Source organism: Cupriavidus taiwanensis (assembly GCF_900250115.1).
Classification (GTDB): Bacteria; Pseudomonadota; Gammaproteobacteria; order Burkholderiales; family Burkholderiaceae; genus Cupriavidus; species Cupriavidus taiwanensis_B.
This window is the reverse complement of the sequence record NZ_LT984804.1, coordinates 326566-344192: the sequence shown is the minus strand read 5'-3', so window position 1 is coordinate 344192 and position 17627 is coordinate 326566. Positions and strand designations below refer to the sequence as shown.

Genomic DNA, 17627 nt, shown 5'->3' with positions numbered 1-17627 from the left:
GCGCCATTGATGCCGCCGTCTTCATGACGGCCAGTCTCCACCTACCCCCATGAGCAGGGGGAGCTTCTGGCATCCCTGGAATTACCCATGACGAATCCCTGTCTCGCGCTGGAAGGCGCGTCTTTCGTTCTGCCGGACGGCAGGACGCTTTTTTCCGACCTCACCGAACAGTTCGACCAGCGCCCCACCGGCCTGGTCGGCCGCAATGGCGCGGGCAAGACGGTGCTGGCGCGCATGCTGGCCGGACAAGTGCAGCCGGCCGCCGGGCGTTGTACGCGCCATGGCAGCGTGTACTACCTCGCCCAGCAGATATCGCATCCGCCCGGCGCTACGGTCTCGGACCTGGCGGGTGTGCGCACCATACTCGATGCCCTCGAACGCATCGAAGCCGGCAGCAGTGCGCCCGAAGACTTCGATGCCGTGGGCGAGCGCTGGGACATACGCCTGCGGCTGCAGCACGAACTGGAGCGCAATGGCCTGGGCCATCTCGATGCCGCGACGCCTGCCAGCGCGCTCAGTGGCGGCGAAGCCATGCGCGTCACGCTGGCCGGCGCCTTGTTGTCGGATGCCGATTTCCTGGTCCTGGACGAGCCCAGCAACCATCTCGACCGGCCCAACCGCCAGGCGCTGGTCGAGCAGTTGCAGCGCTGGCCACGAGGGCTGCTTGTGGTCAGCCATGACCGGCAACTGCTGGGGGCCATGGCGCGCATCGTGGAACTGTCTTCCCTGGGACTGCGCAGCTATGGTGGCAACTACGCCTTCTTCGCGCAATGCAAGGAGCAGGAGCAACAGAGCGCGATCCAGCAGCTCGAACAACGCAAGCTCGAACAGCGGCGCGAAGCGCAGGCCCTGCGCGAGCAAGGCGAGCGCCTGGAACGACGCCAGGCCCGCGGCAACCGGCAAGGCCACGAAGCCAACCAGGCCAGGATCCTGCTGGGCCGCCAGAAGGAACGCAGCGAAAGTTCCGCCGGCAAGCTGCGCCAGCAGCATGCCGCGGCCCGGGCGCAAAGCGCCGAGCGGGTGCGCGAGGCCGCGCAGCGGGTCGAAAACGATCTGGCCATCGTGGTGCACGAGCTGCCGGTTGCGCTGCGTTCGCAACGACGTGTCGCGGAACTCGAGGCCGTGGAGCTGCCGTTTGTCCGCGCTGCCACGCGCCACCTCAGCCTCACCTTGACGGGACAGCAGCGCATCGGCGTGGTCGGCCCCAACGGCTGCGGCAAATCCACCATGCTCAAGGTGCTCGCCCGCCAGCTTGAGCCCTTGGCGGGGACCTGCAGGATGTCGGTGGAGGGCATCTACCTGGACCAGCGCCTGGCCAGCCTGGATCCACAACGAACCGTGCTGGAACAGATGCTGGAGGCGAACGGGACCGCTACCGAAGGCGATCTGCGCATGCGCCTGGCGCACCTCGGCCTGGATCACCGCAAGATCGCAGCGCCTGGCGGCTCGCTCAGCGGTGGCGAGCGTCTCAAGGCGGCGCTGGCGTGCGTGCTGTATGCCGATCCACCGCCGCACCTGCTGTTGCTGGACGAGCCCAGCAACCATCTGGACCTGCCTTCCGTGCAGGCGCTGGAAGCCATGCTGCGCGGCTATCAGGGCGCGCTGGTGGTGGTGTCCCACGACGATGCCTTCATGGACAGCCTTGGCTTGACGGATCGGCTGGTGGCGACCGGCCAGGGCTGGCGCACAGAGCCATGGTGATGCCGGCGCGATGCGCAAGGTGCCGCGCGTCTGACCCGCGAGCGGCGCCCGCCCTCACCGGCCCCCGGTTGTAGTTTTCCGTTCGAGCCGCTCACGCAGCAGCGCCAGGAAGTCCCGCAGCAGGCCAGGCGCATCGTGCGCGGAGTGCGCAACGCCCAGCGGCGACAGCGGCACCGACATGGCCACGTCGAGCCGGCAGACGCGCGCACCGGCGAGCATGCCGGCCGACACGCTGCGCGGTATCAGGGTGACGGCGCCCGGCTGTTGCAGCAGGCCTTCGAGCGCGGGCAGCGACAGTGTCGAGACCGGGAACCACTTGGCCTCGGGCAGCGCGCCGAGCACCAGGCTTTCGAATACCTCGCGCAGCTGGATGCTGGCTGCCGGCAGCACCCAGCGCGCGCCGGCCAGCGCCTCGAGCGGCAGGTTGCGCCGGCCGGCCATGGGATGGCTGGGCGCGGCGAGGATCACCACATCGTCGTCGAGCAACGGTTCGAAGACCAGGCTTGCCGGCAGCCGCTGCGGCGTCCGGCAGAACACCGCGTCAAGGTTGCCGCCGGCAAGCTGGGGCAGCAGGCTGGACCCGCTGTCTTCCTGCAATTCCAGGTGGACGTCCGGATGGGCATCGTAGAAGGCGCCCAGCAGCGGCGCGACCAGTGCACCAGAGGCGGCGGGAATCGCCCCGATCCGCAACGCTGCGCTGGCGCCTTGCCGGATGGCGGCCAGCGACTCAGCGGCCTGTTGCAGCCGGGTCATGACACCGCGCGCGGCATCCGTCAGGGCGCGCCCGGCCGGCGTGGGCCGGATGCCGCGTGCGTGGCGCTCGAACAGTTGCGTGCCAAAGATCCGCTCCAGTTCGGCCAGGGCCTGCGTGGCGGCCGACTGGCTCATGGGGATTTCGCCGGCGGCGCGCGCGATGCTGCCGCAATCGCTCACCGCCACCAGCAATTGCAGTTGCCGCAGCCTGCCGTGCGTGGCAAGCCGGGTGTAGAGCACCCTGGCAAGCGTGGAGGTGCCGACGTCGGCCAGGTCCGGCCACGCCGACGGCAAGGGCGGGGAATCGCTCGCAATCCGAGGCATCGGGTGGAGGCTATTGATAGTGCCGATAGCTGACGGGGAAAAGCGGCTGGTGGGCTCCCCCGTCCGCTTCTACATTAGCGGGCGAGCATATCACGGGTGTCCCGCCCTCCGGCGGCGCCGTATGCGCCATTTCCCGTCTCGGTCGGAGAGTCCCCATGTCATTTCCCATTTCGCGCAAGCTTGCCGCCCTTTGGCCGCGCTGGCCATCTGCCTGTTGCCGTCGGCGGCCGCCGCCGGGACGGCCTTCCCGAGCAAGCCGCTGCGGCTGATCGTGCCCTTTGCCGCCGGCGGTTCCAGCGACCTGATCGCGCGCGTGGTCGCCGAGCGCATGCGCAAGGAACTTGGCCAGGCCGTGGTGGTGGAAAACCGCGCGGGTGCCGGCGGCATGATGGGGTCCGAGGTGGTGGCGCTGGCGCCGCCGGACGGCTATACCCTGGGCCTGGCCACGGTCAGCACCCTGGCGGTCAACCCGATCTTCTACGACAAGGCCGCCAAGACCAACCAGCACTTGCGCCCCCTGGCCATGCTGGTCAGCATGCCCGCCGTCATCACCGTGAATCCGGCCATGCCGGCGAAGGACTTTGCCGGCTTCGTGGCGGAGCTCAAGCGCAAGCCCGGCGCGTACAGCAGCGCGGTGCCCGGCGTCGGCAGCCTCGGGCACCTGCTGGTCGAAGCCATGAACGACAAGCTGGGCGTGAAGATGACCGTCGTGCCATACCGCGGCATCGGCCCCGCGCTCAACGATACCCTCGCCGGCGTGGTCCAGATCCTGCCCGACCAGCTGCCGTCGGCACTGCCGCAGGTGAAGGCCGGCAAGCTGGTGCCGCTCGCGGTCGCGGGCGACAAGCGCGTGCCCCAGCTGCCGCAGGTGCCCACGCTCAAGGAACTCGGCCATGGCGACCTCAGCGACCTGGGCAACAGCTGGTTCGGGCTGGCGGTTCCGGCCAAAACGCCGGCGCCCGTGGCCGACAAGCTGCGCGCCGCGGCGCTGAAAACCATACAGGCGCCGGAAGTGCTGGCGCGGCTCGAACAGATGGGGGCAAGCCCCGCCGCTGGCGACGAAGCACACTTTCAGGCGCTGATCGAGACCCAGCTCAAGCGCAACCGCGCCGTGGTGCAGCGCGCGGGCATCAAGGTGGAGTAAGACCGCATGCATCCCATCGAACACCTTCACGCATTCTTTGAACGCGAAGCCCCGCGCTTCGCCGAACTCAGCGACAAGATCTGGGGGCTGGCCGAACTGCGCTACGCCGAGCGGGTCTCCGCCAGCCTGCATGCCGATGGCCTTGCGCAGGCCGGCTTCCGCGTGCAGGCTGATCTCGCCGGCATCCCGACCGCCTTCCACGCCGAGTTCGGCGAAGGCGGCCCGGTGATCGGCGTGCTCGGCGAGTACGACGCGCTGTCCGGACTGAACCAGGAGAGCGGCGCCCTGCAATGCATGCCGTCGCGGGAAAGCCCCGGGCCGAACGGCCACGGCTGCGGCCACCACCTGCTGGGCGCCGCCGCGCACCTGGCGGCGCTCGCGGTGCAGCAGCACCTGCGCGCGCACAAGTTGCCCGGCCGCATCCGCTTCTACGGCTGCCCCGCCGAGGAAGGCGGCTCGGGCAAGACCTTCATGGCACGCGCCGGGGCTTTCGACGACCTGTCGGCCGCGCTCACCTGGCATCCGGCCAGCTACACCGGCGTGTTCAGCCAGGCCACGCTGGCCAATGTACAGGCGAGCTTCGTCTTCCATGGCCGCGCCGCGCATGCCGCCAACTCGCCCCACCTGGGCCGCAGCGCGCTGGACGCGGTGGAGCTGATGAACGTGGGCAGCAATTACCTGCGCGAGCACATGCCGCCCGACGCGCGCGTCCACTACGCCATCACCGACAGCGGCGGCCTCTCGCCCAACGTGGTGCAGGCCCGCGCCGAGGTGCTCTACCTGATCCGCGCCGCGCGCAACGACGATGCCGCGGCGCTCTACGCGCGCGTGTGCGACATCGCCCGCGGCGCGGCCCTGATGACCGGCTGCGAAGTCGAGATCCGCTTCGACAAGGCCTGCTCCAACCTGATGCAGAACACCGCGCTCAACCGGATCCTGTACGCCGAGATGCAGCAGCTCGGCAAGCTGCCGGTCGGCGCGCGCGAGCAGGAGGATGCGGCGCGCCACCATGCCACCCTGCCCGACAGCGACGTCGCCGAAGCCGGCCGCTCGCTGGCCAGCGTCTTGCGCGGCAAGCCGCCGGCGCTGTTCGATGGCCTGCGGCCGTTCGACCCGGACGACACCGAGCTGCTCTACGGCTCCACCGACGTCGGCGATGTCAGCTGGATCACGCCGACCGCGCAGTGCTGGGTCGCGTGCTATGCCTTCGGCACGCCCTTCCACTCCTGGCAGATGGTTTCGCAAGGGACTTCGTCGCTGGCGCATATCGGCATGGTGCACGCGGCCAGGTCGATGGCAGCCACTGCGATCCGCCTGCTCGAGCAGCCCGAACTGCTGGCCGCGGCGCGAGAAGAACTGGTTGCGCGGCGCGGCGGCAGGCCTTATGTCTGCCCGATTCCCGACGACGTGGCCTTGCCCGTCGCCAGAACCAGGAGCTAACGCGCCGGCGGGCGATGCCGGCGGCCGTGGGCCGGTCATGGCTAGTCCGTTTGCACGATGCCGGCGGCCCGGCCGGCGCATAGCATCCGCCCGGCAGCGTCGCCGTCCCTTGTTCCCGCCATGATCGGCATGGCCAGTCGATAGCGATGACCGGTGCCGTGAACGCCTAACCGGAAGTACCAGGTATGCCCCCCAAAACCACCGTGCCACCGGACCCGCCAGCGGCATCGATGCTGGAGTTCAGCCAGTTCAGCAAGCTGCTGGCGATGCTGTATGAGGGGCCCCTGGAGGACATTCCCTGGAGCCGCTCGCTGGAGGCGATCCGCACGTGCCTGCACGCGAACTATGTCACGCTCATCCTGCGATCGCCCGCCTCTGGCCGCAACGGCCTGATGATCCACGCTTCCGCGCAAGGCACCGTACTGCCGGGTGAAGCTTCCTACCACAATTATTATTTCGCGCTGGATCCGTTCGTTAACCTGCCGACGGACCGGATCATCACCGTCGACGAACTGGTCGGGGACAGCCATTGGCGCAGCAGCGAAATGTACAAGCAGTTCCACCAACCCTTCGACGTCGGCTACATGATGGGCGCCGACCTCCGCACCGAGGATGGCGTGGAATGTCGCCTGCGCATCTGCCGCAGCCACCAGGGCGCCAACTTCTCCGATGCCGAGAAGGCTGCCTGCGGCGCCTTGTTGCCACACCTGAAGCGCGCGGTGCGGCTGCACTCCAGGTTCGATATCGCCAATTCGGAGCGCAAGCTCTATGTCAATGCATTCGACCGGATGCTGGTGGGCACGGTCATGCTGGATGAGTCCGGCTCGGTGATGCAGACCAACCCGCTCGCGGACGAGATCTTTGCTGCAAACGATGGCATGCGCCGGCGCGGAAGCGCGCTCGAACTGAAGTACCAGACCGAGGACCGGAAGTTCCAGAAGCTGGTGCGGCAGGCGCTGGCCGAACGCGCGTCCAATGCCTCGTCCGTGGTCCACGCCGTCGCGGTCTCGCGGCCCTCCGGCAAGCCGAGACTGGGCGTACTGATCCGCAGCATTCCGCTCAGCGAATGGCCAGAAGACACTTTGCGGCGACCCGCCTGCGCCATCTTTGTCCGCGACCCGTCGCGCAAGTCGCTGGCGTCGCACGAGCTGGTGGGCAAGCTCTTTGGCTTCACGCCGGCTGAATCCAGCCTGGCGCTGGCGCTGACCAACGGCCTGACGCTCGAGGAGGCCGGCGAAGAACTGGGCATCAGCAAGAACACCGCGCGGGCGCACCTGCGCGCCATCTATTCCAAGACCGGCGTGACGCGCCAGGCGACGTTGGTCGGATCCATCCTGAACAGCGCGTTTTCCCTGGGCTGATGCCAGCCTGGCGCGCGTCCACGCACGGCACCGCGGGCTTGCATGCAGCGCCAAGGTCCTCCCGCTGATTTCGCCGGCGTACTAGTCCGAATTGACGTTGGCCAGCGGCTCACGCCCCCGTATCCTCGTCTGCGCGCCACTGGCCAGCGAACCCAGGCACCTGCTGGCGCGCCATGCGAACTGAAACCCCTGCGAGGAGGCCTCCAGATGCAGTCATTCAAAGGTAAGGTTGCGTTTGTCACCGGGGCGGCCACCGGCATCGGTCGCCAGACCGCGCTCAGCTTCGCCAGCGCCGGCGCCGACGTCGCCCTGCTGGATACCGCCACGGTAGCCGCTGAGGAAACCGCGCACGACATCGAACAAGCCGGAGCGAAGGCCATCTTTGTCCGCGCAGACGTGGCCCAGGGCGCGGACGTCGCCAGGGCGATAGACCAGACCATCCGCTCCCTGGGTCGTCTTGATTTCGCCTTCAACAACGCCGGCATCGCGCCGCGCGGCGCGCCGATCTGCGATTTCTCCGAGGAAGAGTGGGACAAGACCATTGCCGTCAACCTGAAGGGCATCTGGCTGTGCATGAAATACCAGTGCGCGCGGATGCTGGAGCACGGCGCCGGGGTCATCGTCAACACGTCCTCCATCATGGGGCTCGTCAGCGGACCCGGACTGTCGGCCTACTCTGCCTCAAAGGCCGGGGTGCTCGGACTGACCCGGTCCGTTGCGGTGGACTACGCCAGCCGCGGCATCCGCGTCAACGCCATTTGCCCCGGCGGCATTGCGCACACGGCCATCACCGAGCGCCCCGAGAACCAGCAAGACATGGCCCAGCTGACACTCGCAACGCCCATGCAAAGACTGGGCGAGCCGGGCGACATTGCCAGCGCCGTGATGTGGCTCTGCTCGCCCGGCGCAAGCTTTGTCACCGGCCAGGCCATCGCTGTCGATGGTGGCTTCACGGTCTGGTAAGGGGAAGCGGTCGGCAAGTAGCTCGGTACGCGGCCATCGCGCCCTTATTCGACAACGCCGCGACCACGCACGTGTCCGCAGGCATAGAATGCGCCACTGCAGTGCCATCTCCATGCCGACAAAACCAGCGGAGTATCCATGATCACCGGACACGTCTTCATTGCCACCAGCCTCGATGGTTTTATCGCCCGCCCCGATGGCGACATCGGCTGGCTTCTGGAGCGGGATGACCCCGCCGAAGACCATGGCTACACCGCCTTTATCGCCGACAAGGACGCGATCGTGATGGGCCGCGGCAGCTATGAAAAAATCATCACGATGGGCGCATGGGCTTACGACCGACCGGTGCTGGTGCTGTCCCGGCAACTGGCCGGGACGCCGGTGCCCGACGCGTTGCAGGGCAAGGTGCGCTTCTCCGGTGCGACGCCGCGGGAGGCAATGGCGCAGCTGGAGGCGGAAGGCGCGCAACGCGTCTACGTCGACGGCGGCCAGTTGGTGCAGTCGTTCCTTCGCGAAGGATTGATCGCCGACATGGTGGTCACCACCGCGCCGGTGCTGATCGGCGCAGGCAGGCCGTTGTTCGGCGCGCTGCCGGGCGACGTGAGCCTGAAGCTTGAATCGAGCCGTCACTTCCCGTCCGGGCTGGTGCAATCGTCCTACCGGGTGCTGCGCTGAACCCCGCCGGGACGGTCGACACCCCGCGCGATGCGCCCGGCATCGCCCAGCACCAGCGCGCGGCCGACGGTGTCGAGCGCGTCGCGCATCAGCAAGGCTTGTTCGACATCGCCGGCGCATGCGGTCAGGTCTGACCACGTCACGTTGCGCAGAAACCTCGCCAGAGCGGCGGCCCGCCGCTCGTCGAGGTCCAGCCTTATGGTGGGTGCCATCACGGTCCTATGGCAGCCTGGGATCCGCATCGGGCAGGTCGGCCAGCGCCGGCTGCGCTTCGCGGGTGTAGAACTTGTAGGCGACGAACACGATCGCCACCCACGCCGCCGAGACCATCAGCGACATCCGCATGTCCGGCAGGATCGCGATGCAGACCAGCACCGCGGCGATGAACGCCAGGGCAATGTAGTTGCCATAGGGGAAGAACGGCATCTTGTAGGAAAGGCTGTGCGCCTGCCCGGCCTGCATTTTGAGCTTGCGGAAGCGCAGGTGGCTGACCACGATCGAGGTCCAGGCACACACCAGCGCGAACACGGTGATCGACGAGAACAGCTCGAACGCCTTCTCCGGCATCAGGTAGTTCAGCAGCACGCCGGCGAACATGGTGGCGAACACCAGCATGATGGCCCGCGACGGCACATTGCGGCGGTTGACGGTGCCCAGGAAAGCCGGTGCGTTCTTCTGCAGTGCCAGGTTATAGAACGTGCGGCTGTTGGTGAACACGCTGGCATTCACGGCGGAAAGCACCGCGGTGATGACCACCAGGTTCATGATCCCGGCCGCGGCGGGCACGCCGATCCTGGCGAAGACATCGACGAACGGGCTGCCCTTCGCGGTCAGCGAGGTCCACGGGAAGATCATCAGCAGCACCGCAATGGCACCGACGTAGAAGATCAGCAGGCGCCAGAACGTCGCGCTGACGGCCTTGGGCATGGTGGTCTTGACATCCTTTGCCTCCCCCGCCGCCAGGCCGAGGTTCTCGATGCCGCCGAACGAGAACGCCACCATCACGATCGACAGCACCATGCCGCCGATGCCCTTGGCGAAGAAGCCGCCATGGTCGACCAGGTTGTGATGCCCGATGGGCTCGCCATGGTTGCCCAGCCCAAAGAAAATCATGCCGACGCCGAACACGATCATGGCAACGATCGCCGTCACCTTGATCAGCGCGAACCAGAACTCGGCCTCGCCGTAGAACTTCACGCCAATCATGTTTACGAAGAACATCACCGATACGGCGATCAGCGCGGTCACCCAGATCGGCATGGTCGGGAACCAGAAGTGCACGTAGTTGCCCAGTGCGTTCAGTTCGGCCGCGCTTGTCGCCAGCAGGAAGATAAACGCGTTCCAGCCGTTCAGGAAGCCGGCAAAGCGGTGGATATACCGGTTCGAGTACGAAATATAGGACCCGGAGACCGGCTCCTCCACCGCCATCTCGCCCAGGGCCCGCATGACGAAGTAGATCGCCACCGCGGCGACCAGGTAGGTCAGGATGATCGCCGGGCCCGCGGTCTTGATGGCCCAGGACGAGCCATAGAACAGGCCGGTGCCGATCGCGCCGCCGATGGCGATCATCTGGATATGGCGGCTTTTCAGATCTCGTCTGAGCTCTTCCTGTTCATAGGGCCGAGCGTCGGTTTTGCTGTGCATTGCACTGTCTCCTTTGGTACATCTCTTTGTGATGCTTGTCGGTGTGAGCGGCCATTGTCCGGACCGCGGCGGGCAGCCGTAGTCGGCCGATGGCCGGGCGAGCGCCGCCCGCGGCCGATGGCTCCTTTTCCATCGGCTGCCGGCTGGCTTCGTCCTCAGTTCGCGGAACCGGATCAGAGTCCGGCGACGGCGGCGGTCAACCTGCTGATCGCTTCATCCACGGTCGCGCGCGGGCAGCCCAGGTTGACGCGCATGTAGCCGTGGCCTTCGATGCCGAACTTCTGGCCCTTGTCGAGCCAGAGGCGGGCCCTGGTCAGCATGAACCGGTCGAGCGTCGGCGCATCCATGCCGAGGCCGCGGCAGTCCATCCACGCCAGGTAGAGCGAGTCGGCCGGCAGCACCTGGATGCGCGAGGTCGCGCGATGCACCGACTCGCGAAAATGTTCGTGATTGGCGCGCAGGTATGCCAGCAGCTCTTCCAGCCATGGTTCGCCGTGGGCGTAGGCTGCCTCGGCGGCAACCATGCCCAGCGTATTGACCAGCGGAAACATGTTGCGGTCGTATTGGCGGCGCAGTTCGTCGCGCAGGCGCCGGTCCGGTACGAATACGTTCGCGCTCTGCAATCCCGGCAGGTTGAAGGTCTTGCTGGGCGCCGTGCAGGTAATGCTGTGCCGGGCGAAATCGTCGCCGAGGGAAGCAAAGGGAATGTGCTTCTTCTCAGGGTTGAGAATCAGGTCCTGATGGATCTCGTCCGAGATAACCAGGACACCACGGCGCAGGCAGATCTCGCCCATGGTCCGCAATTCCGCCTCGGACCAGACATTGCCGGTGGGGTTGTGCGGATTGCTCAGGATGAAGAGCCTGGTATCGTCGCGGATCGCCGCATCGAAGGTGGCCGGATCGAAGCGGTAGCCGGCATCGGTACGCTCGAGCGGAGCCAAGGCGAGATGGCGGCCGTTCATCAGCACGTCGTTATGGAAGTGCGCATAGACCGGCGGCTGGATCAGCACGGAATCGCCGGGGGCGGAGAACGCCTGGATCGCCGTCTTCAGCGCGGTGATGATGCCGGAAGTCTGCACCACCCATTCCTTCGCCACTTCCCAGCCGAACCGCCTGCCCTGCCACGCGACCACGGCATCGACGTAGCTGTCGGTCGCACCCCCGGGGTAGCCAAAGATGCCGTGATCCAGCGCTTCGTGCAGCGCATCGATGACGGCCTGCGGCGCGCGGAAATCCATGTCGGCGACCCACATCGGCAACGGCTTTGCAGCCGCTTCTTCCGGCGCCAGCAGTTTTTCCGGAATGGCCCACTTCATGGATTGCGACCTGGCACGGTCGATGACTTCGTCGAACACGCTGGGCGCGTGGCCGGCTCCCGCCGACGTCTCGCCTTGCACTGCCGTTGCATAAATCTTCATGGCTTCCTTGTTCTCGCTTCGGGGACGCGCCCGCGGGCGCCGGATGGCTTCGATGGGGGCCAGCATAGCGATGCCAAGGCATGAATAAAAATGGTATCTTTTCATCAACCAATGAACGGGAGTCATGCGTGCTGGATCGCCAACATCTCGCGGCACTGGTCGCGGTAAGCCGTAGCGGAAGCGTCACCGCGGCCGCGGAAAAGCTGAACGTCACGCAATCCGCGCTGTCGCATATGGTCAAAAAGCTGGAAGACCATCATGGCGTGCCGATCTGGACCAAGAGCGGCCGCGGCCTGCGCTTCACGCAGGCGGGGGAATACCTGCTGGCGCTGGCGGAGCGCCTGCTGCCGCAGCTCGAGCATGCCGAGCGCATCCTGGCGGACTTCGCCGAGGGACGCCGCGGCGCGCTGCGCGTCGGCATGGAATGCCACCCCTGCCAGAAATGGCTGGCGCGGCTGACGCCGCAATACCTTGCCGCGTGGCCGGACGTCGACTTCGACATCCGCACCTCATTCCGCTTCGACGGCGTCGCCGCGCTGCTGGGGCACGAGATCGACCTGCTGATCACGCCCGACCCGGTCAAGCTGCCGGAGCTGGTTTTCACCCCGGTGATCGACTATGAACTGGTGCTGGTGGTCCATGCATCCCATGCGCTGGCAGCACAGCCCTTCATACGGCCACAGGACCTGATCGACGAGACGCTGATCACGGTCCCGGTCAGCATCGAGCGTCTGGACATCTACACCCGCTTCCTGGTCCCAGCGCATTGCCAGCCGCGACGCCACCGCACCGCCGAAGCGACAGACCTGATGCTGCAGCTGGTTGCCGCCGGGCGAGGCGTGTCCGTGTTGCCGGACTGGCTGGTGGAGGAAGAAGGCGCGGGCATGCCTTTGCGGGCCTTGCGGCTGAGCAAGCGCGGGATCCGGAAAAGCATCCATCTTGGCGTCCGGCGTGGCGACAAAGACATCGCATACATTGCCGGCTTTGTCGAAATGGCTCGGCATTCGGGCCGCTAGGCATTCAACATTTCTTGCCGCCATGTCAGCCGCGACAGCCGAGGCCGAGCGGCTGCCAGGGTTGCCCGGCCTGGCGCGGCGCAACCATCAGCGATTGGTCAGTGCTGCCCCGGCGCTCTGTTCCGGGACGCTGAAGCCCCGGCAACGCGTGCGCTGCAACTATTGCCGAGGGTCAGGATGAGCGAACTCGTCAGCGCGACCGGCCCATGGCACGCCTATAGCCCTTTGGCAGACAAAATGGTGGCCAAAACGCCCCCGAACAATACGATTCCCATAATGAAGTACAAAGCCGATCCAAAGTTCCCGGTCATGCTGATGGAAAGGCCTATCAATACCGGAGACAACGCCCCGAAACCCACAGCAATGCCATTCAGTGTCCCGGCCGCAGAAGACATGGCTGCCTGTGGTACGAGTTTTTGCAGCAGCGTGAAGACTCCCGGAATCTGCGCAGATGATGCACCTATGCCGAAGGCGAGTAGGACGGCCGCCGTGTGATTGTCCTGGATAGTTACCCCAAGGTACACGCCCGCCGCACACAACAATGCCGCTAACGCGATGACAGGTGCATTTCTCCCGGTGCGATCAATGATCATGCCTGCGGCGAGCTTGAAGACGAAGCCAAGAATGAACGGCAGCGATGATATCCAACCCATGGCGTGCCAGGAAAATCCTCGCTCTTTGCTGAGATAAGTCGGCAGCCAGGTTGCCACCCCCCACGACAGGATTGAATTCGATGCAAGAATGAGCAGGAGCATCCAGAATCGATAGTCGGAAGCGTATATTTTCGCCCGCCGCAGAAACCGCTCGCCCTCTGGCACGGCGCCTTTGCCACCCTCTTTTTCACCAGCCATATTCTCTTCGATGTATCTGAGCTCGGCCTCGTTCACGCGCTTGTGCGCATGAGGTGAATCGGCCGTGAAGAACCACAGCAGTAGCAGTGGAACAAGGCTGATCGCGAATGAAAAATGGAAAGTCGCTTCCCAGGAGTGCGCCGCCACAAGATAAGTGAAGACTGGCATGGCAGCCGCGGGTGCCAGCGATTGGCCAATCAGCCATGCGGTATTTGCGCGGCCACGCTCTTTCGGGGGAAACCAATTCTTGACGATCGTGTTCTGCATAGGGTAGTAGAGGCCTTCGCCGATGCCCAGCAAGACGCGCGTGGCCAGAAGGATGCCAAAAGTGCTTGCCATCCCGCCCACCAATAGCGAGGCGCAGATGATCAAATATGCAACCACCATGGCTCTGCGAGGTCCCAGATAATCCCCGAGCGGACTCAGGACAACATTGGAAATACCATAGGCACCCAGGAAGAGACTCATCATGAGCCCAACTTTCACTGGTTGTCCGGCAATGCCCATGTCAGCGAGGAACTGCGCGTTCGCCGCGATCACTGCGATATTGACGCGGTCCAGATAGGCAATCGAAATCCCGACAAAGAGGATGGACACGAGAAAAAGCCGTTGTCGCGTCGGCCTCTTTCGCTCCAGGGCATTCATACTGGCTTCGTATATATAAGAATTCTGGTTCATTCCTGTCTCCCGGCGACCTGTTCGGTTCGCACTTGCCATTGCGTCCGCCGCGGCTTTCAGCGCGCCTTACACGGATCCAACTGCTTGCCGGGCTGCTACCGCAGCAGTGTTGCGGCATGGCAGCTTTATCGGCTATGCGCCCTGGACGTCTTCATCCATCCGCGCCACTCGACCACGAGTGTCGCGGCGGCTTCCGCTGCCGCTGCATCGGCCCGGCGCGACGGGTGGGCTCGTTAGCGCCGTACCTGGGTCTCGAACCAGCGGCGCGCCAGTCTGTCCCAGAATCGCGCCCCCAGATCCAGGTTGTCGTCGTTGAAGTCATAGCCGGGGTTGTGCAGACCCACACCGGCCTTACCACCCGCGCCATTGCCGATCCACCCATAGGCGCCGGGAATCTGCTGCAGCATGAAGCCGAAGTCCTCTGCGGTCATTGCGGGCAGCACGTCGGTGTGCGCATGGTCCTCACCGACCATCTCGCGCATGACCTCGCCCATGAACAGGGCTTCCTTCTTGTGATTCGTCGTATTGGGATAGCCGCCTGGCTTCATGACGACTTCGGCCGTTGCGAAATGGGCTTCGGCAACGTGGCGTGAAATTCGATGTATGCCTTCGACCAGGAACTGTTGCGATTCCCTGGTCAGAGTGCGGCAGGTGCCGTGGATGCGCGCTTCATCCGGGATGATGTTCGGTGACGTACCGGAATCGATCTTGCCCACGGTAAGCACGGCAGCGTCCAGCGGATCAGTGCCGCGCGACACCAGCGTCTGCAATTGGGCCACGATGAAGCAGGCTGCCGGTATCGGGTCAATCGCCGTGTGCGGGAGTGCGGCATGGCCTCCCTTGCCTCGCACGATGATCTGGAACTGCTGTGCAGCGGCCATGATCGGGCCAACCCGCACGCCCATTTGTCCCTGGGGCAGCGCGGGCCAGTTGTGCAGTGCGAAGACAGCCTGACAAGGGAACCGGTCAAACAAGCCCTCTTCCATCATTACGCGCGCGCCAGCGCCGCCCTCTTCGGCCGGCTGGAAAATCAGATGCACCGTGCCATCAAAGTCGCGGTTGGCTGCCAGCAGTTCGGCAGCCCCCAGCAGCATGGCGGTATGGCCGTCATGTCCGCAGGCATGCATGCGGCCGTCGTATTTGCTCGCGTGATCGAACTGGTTGGTTTCCTGCAGCGGTAACGCGTCCATGTCGGCGCGAATTCCCACTGACGGGCCCGGGTTGTCTTCGCTGCGGTCGTCGCCATGGATGCTGGCTACGATACCGGTAGTGCCCAAGCCACGCACCATGGGAATGCCTAGCGCTGAGAGGTAGGCAGCGATCTTGTCAGCAGTGCGGCATTCCTCGTACTTCAACTCCGGATGCCTGTGCAGATCATGGCGAAACGCGGTGAGCTGATCGAGATTTGGAATAGTGAAATTATTGGTGGCGCACATAACCTGGGCGACGAAATAGGGTGAGGTAGCTACCGGAATTTTTCTGGTTGAAATACTCAAGGCCTGAATCCGATGGACTGGAAGACTGCTCGGTAGCGCGCTGTGCTTGCGGCATAGAGCTGTTCGGCCTGGGCCTGACTTTGGGGTTGCGCGAGCACAACCTGCAGCGAATCTGCAGCTTTTTTCACCACTGGATCCGACAATGACTTGTTCATGGCCCGGTTAAGCGCCTGAACAATGTTCTCTGGAGTGCCTTTCTTCACGAAAAGACCGAGCCACAAGCTGTAACTGAAATCCTTCAGTGAAGTTGTATGACTTGCTGCCGGAATGTTCCTGAACAGGTCCAGTCGTTCCGGCGAGATGATCGCCAGCAGTTTGAGTTTTCCGGACCCGTTGGTGACAAGCGGCGTGGAAGTTGCGCCCATGGCGCCCAGGTAAAGGTCGATCTGCCCGCCTATGAGGTCGGTGGTCAAAGGCGTTCCACCTTTATAGGGAACGTGAACCATCGGTGCCCCGGTGAGCTGCGAGAATTTTTCGCCAAGCAGGTGGTACAGGCTTCCAGGACCAACGCTGCCATAGGTAAGCGGGTTGCCTTCACGGGCACGGAGCGCGGCGTATTCGATCAGTTCCTTGATATTGTTCGGAGGCAGGCTGCCGCGCGAAAGAATGGCCAGGGTCAGGTCTCCGACCTTGCCAACCATCTGAAAATCCTCGCTTTTGAAGCGTGGCGATGATGTGGCTAGCGGCCCCAGAATCAGCTCGTTTGAGGAGCCAACATAAACCTGCAAGCCATCGGCAGGCTTATTGAGGACGCGCTGGGCGGCAATCGCACCTGTGGCCCCGCCGAGGTTTTCGACTATCACCGGCTGGCCTAGATCGTCGGCCATGCGAGCCGCCAGCGCACGGGCCATGACGTCAGATGCGCCCCCCGGCGTGTACGGCACCACGAGCGTCACTGGCTTGGTCGGGAAGGCCTGAGCCCAGGAGGCGGGCAGAATGGTGGCTGCAGTCGCAATGCCACCGATAAATCCAAGAACTTGACGCCTGCTCATTCGAATCATCTTTGTCTCCTCTGGAGTCATCAACGCCGACCGCATGCCAGGGCAGCATTGAAGGCAATGCTGCCGCCGGCAGGCGGTGCGTTGGTGACGCGATCTTTCTTGCTCTGGATCTCGTCGGAGTTTTCGACCTTTGCCAAGGCAAGCCGATGAATGGTAGGAACGAGTCGTCATGCCGTAAAATACCTTTTGAACATCCAATCGATGCTGAAAAGGTATAGCCATGGATCTGCGTCAGTTACGCTACTTCTGCGCTGTGGCGAAGCATGGGAGCATCAGTGTCGCGGCCCAGTCGGTGCACATTGCTCAGCCAGCCTTGACGCGCCAGATTCAGTCTCTCGAAGACGATCTGGGCACACGCTTGCTCGAGCGGACCACGCGCGGCGTAAAGTTGACGGATGCCGGCATCCAACTGCTGGAGGATGCAGGCAAGCTGCTTGACGACGCGAGTGCTGCGAAAGAGCGAGCGCAACGAGCCGGGCGCGGAGAATCCGGGCACCTGTCCATTGCACTGCCCGTCATGCAGAACCTGGCGCCCAAGATCGCCGAAGTGCTGAAGAAGTATCGAAAGGAGGTGCCAGGGGTCGGAATCACCCTGCACCATCTGCTTTCCGATGTTCAGCTTGGCCAGATTGCGGAAGGGAGGCTGGACGCGGGCTTTCTGCTATTCCGCCCACCCGACGACCCGGATTTCGAGGGAATTCCTGTCTTCTCGGATCGGATGTTGCTGGCCTATCCGGCGGATTGGAAATGGCCCAGGGGAAAGGGGCCCAAAGTGTTGAAGGACCTTCAGGACCTGGAGTTCATCTGGCTGCCGCGCACAGCCGCCCCGGCATGGCACGACCGGCTGATTCACTGCTTCTTCGATGCCGGATTCATTCCGCGGACCGCGGTTCACGGGGTGGACGCCGCCTCGATGCTGACGCTGGTCGCTGCCGGCATGGGATGCACGATCTTGCCGGAAGGTGCTCGCCGCATCGCTCCTGAGACCGTTGCTTTCATGCCGTTGGCGGATCTGACCATTCGTCAGGATTGGGAACTCGTATGGCGCCGCGACCGATGCTCGTCTGTGCTTCAGCGCTTTATCAGCGTCGTCTCTTCCTCGCGATCGGCATTGAGACAGAGTTCCTGAGCGTTGACCGGGCAGCAAGCTGCCCGGCCAACG

General features: G+C 64.6%; 15 protein-coding genes. 8 read left to right on the top strand and 7 right to left on the bottom strand.

Annotated elements, in window-relative coordinates; translation table 11 throughout:
* Window positions 1–234: 234 nt before the first annotated feature.
* A complete protein-coding gene (locus tag CBM2586_RS18390) occupies window positions 235–1701 on the top strand; it encodes an ABC-F family ATP-binding cassette domain-containing protein (protein WP_431194957.1) in 1467 nt (488 codons plus the stop codon).
* 54 nt (window positions 1702–1755) lie between these two features.
* Here CBM2586_RS18390 and CBM2586_RS18385 read toward each other — a convergent pair whose 3' ends face one another.
* Window positions 1756–2778 (bottom strand): LysR family transcriptional regulator, encoded by a 1023-nt coding sequence (locus tag CBM2586_RS18385; RefSeq protein ID WP_115665538.1) that lies wholly within the window; start codon window positions 2776–2778, stop codon window positions 1756–1758.
* Window positions 2779–2968: 190 nt separating this feature from the next.
* Between CBM2586_RS18385 and CBM2586_RS18380 the strand changes: the two genes are divergently transcribed.
* The 5 genes from CBM2586_RS18380 to CBM2586_RS18360 all read left to right on the top strand — a co-directional run bounded on the left by CBM2586_RS18380 (window position 2969) and on the right by CBM2586_RS18360 (window position 8361).
* Window positions 2969–3922 carry a Bug family tripartite tricarboxylate transporter substrate binding protein gene (locus CBM2586_RS18380; protein ID WP_240987960.1) on the top strand — a complete coding sequence of 318 codons (954 nt, stop codon included), beginning with the start codon at window positions 2969–2971 and terminating at the stop codon, window positions 3920–3922.
* Between the two features lie 6 nt (window positions 3923–3928).
* Entirely contained in the window at window positions 3929–5362 is a 1434-nt protein-coding gene (locus CBM2586_RS18375) for an amidohydrolase (protein WP_115689055.1), read from the top strand.
* 185 nt (window positions 5363–5547) lie between these two features.
* Window positions 5548–6723 carry a helix-turn-helix transcriptional regulator gene (locus CBM2586_RS18370; protein WP_115689053.1) on the top strand — a complete coding sequence of 392 codons (1176 nt, stop codon included), beginning with the start codon at window positions 5548–5550 and terminating at the stop codon, window positions 6721–6723.
* A gap of 207 nt (window positions 6724–6930) precedes the next feature.
* Window positions 6931–7686, top strand: a complete 756-nt coding sequence (locus CBM2586_RS18365) for an SDR family NAD(P)-dependent oxidoreductase (RefSeq protein WP_115665542.1) — start codon at window positions 6931–6933, stop codon at window positions 7684–7686.
* Window positions 7687–7824: 138 nt separating this feature from the next.
* Complete coding sequence (locus CBM2586_RS18360; protein ID WP_115665543.1) at window positions 7825–8361, top strand: dihydrofolate reductase family protein; 537 nt, start codon at window positions 7825–7827, stop codon at window positions 8359–8361.
* Here CBM2586_RS18360 and CBM2586_RS18355 read toward each other — a convergent pair.
* The 3 genes from CBM2586_RS18355 to CBM2586_RS18345 form a co-directional block, all read right to left on the bottom strand.
* Window positions 8343–8573: a DUF7706 family protein gene (locus CBM2586_RS18355; RefSeq protein WP_115665544.1), complete on the bottom strand. Its 231-nt coding sequence runs from the start codon at window positions 8571–8573 to the stop codon at window positions 8343–8345. The two genes, CBM2586_RS18360 and CBM2586_RS18355, sit on opposite strands and share 19 nt — an antisense overlap.
* Window positions 8574–8580: 7 nt before the next feature.
* Window positions 8581–10005 (bottom strand): amino acid permease, encoded by a 1425-nt coding sequence (locus tag CBM2586_RS18350; protein ID WP_115689051.1) that lies wholly within the window; start codon window positions 10003–10005, stop codon window positions 8581–8583.
* Between the two features lie 173 nt (window positions 10006–10178).
* Window positions 10179–11423, bottom strand: coding sequence for a MalY/PatB family protein (locus CBM2586_RS18345; RefSeq protein WP_115691364.1), 1245 nt, complete (start codon window positions 11421–11423; stop codon window positions 10179–10181).
* A 128-nt stretch (window positions 11424–11551) separates the two neighbouring features.
* On the opposite strand from CBM2586_RS18345, the gene CBM2586_RS18340 reads away from it, so the two are divergent.
* A complete protein-coding gene (locus CBM2586_RS18340) occupies window positions 11552–12439 on the top strand; it encodes a LysR family transcriptional regulator (protein ID WP_115689049.1) in 888 nt (295 codons plus the stop codon).
* Window positions 12440–12654: 215 nt separating this feature from the next.
* On the opposite strand, the gene CBM2586_RS18335 is transcribed toward CBM2586_RS18340, so the two are convergent.
* The 3 genes from CBM2586_RS18335 to CBM2586_RS18325 form a co-directional block, all read right to left on the bottom strand.
* On the bottom strand, window positions 12655–13968 hold the full coding sequence (locus CBM2586_RS18335; protein ID WP_115689047.1) for an MFS transporter: 1314 nt from the start codon (window positions 13966–13968) through the stop codon (window positions 12655–12657).
* 233 nt (window positions 13969–14201) lie between these two features.
* Window positions 14202–15404 (bottom strand): M20 aminoacylase family protein, encoded by a 1203-nt coding sequence (locus CBM2586_RS18330; RefSeq protein WP_115689045.1) that lies wholly within the window; start codon window positions 15402–15404, stop codon window positions 14202–14204.
* Between the two features lie 56 nt (window positions 15405–15460).
* On the bottom strand, window positions 15461–16465 hold the full coding sequence (locus tag CBM2586_RS18325; RefSeq protein WP_172587100.1) for a Bug family tripartite tricarboxylate transporter substrate binding protein: 1005 nt from the start codon (window positions 16463–16465) through the stop codon (window positions 15461–15463).
* A 220-nt stretch (window positions 16466–16685) separates the two neighbouring features.
* Between CBM2586_RS18325 and CBM2586_RS18320 the strand changes: the two genes are divergently transcribed.
* The gene (locus CBM2586_RS18320; RefSeq protein WP_115665550.1) at window positions 16686–17594 is read left to right on the top strand and encodes a LysR family transcriptional regulator; all 909 of its coding nucleotides are present in this window, start codon (window positions 16686–16688) and stop codon (window positions 17592–17594) included.
* The last annotated feature ends 33 nt before the right edge of the window (window positions 17595–17627 follow it).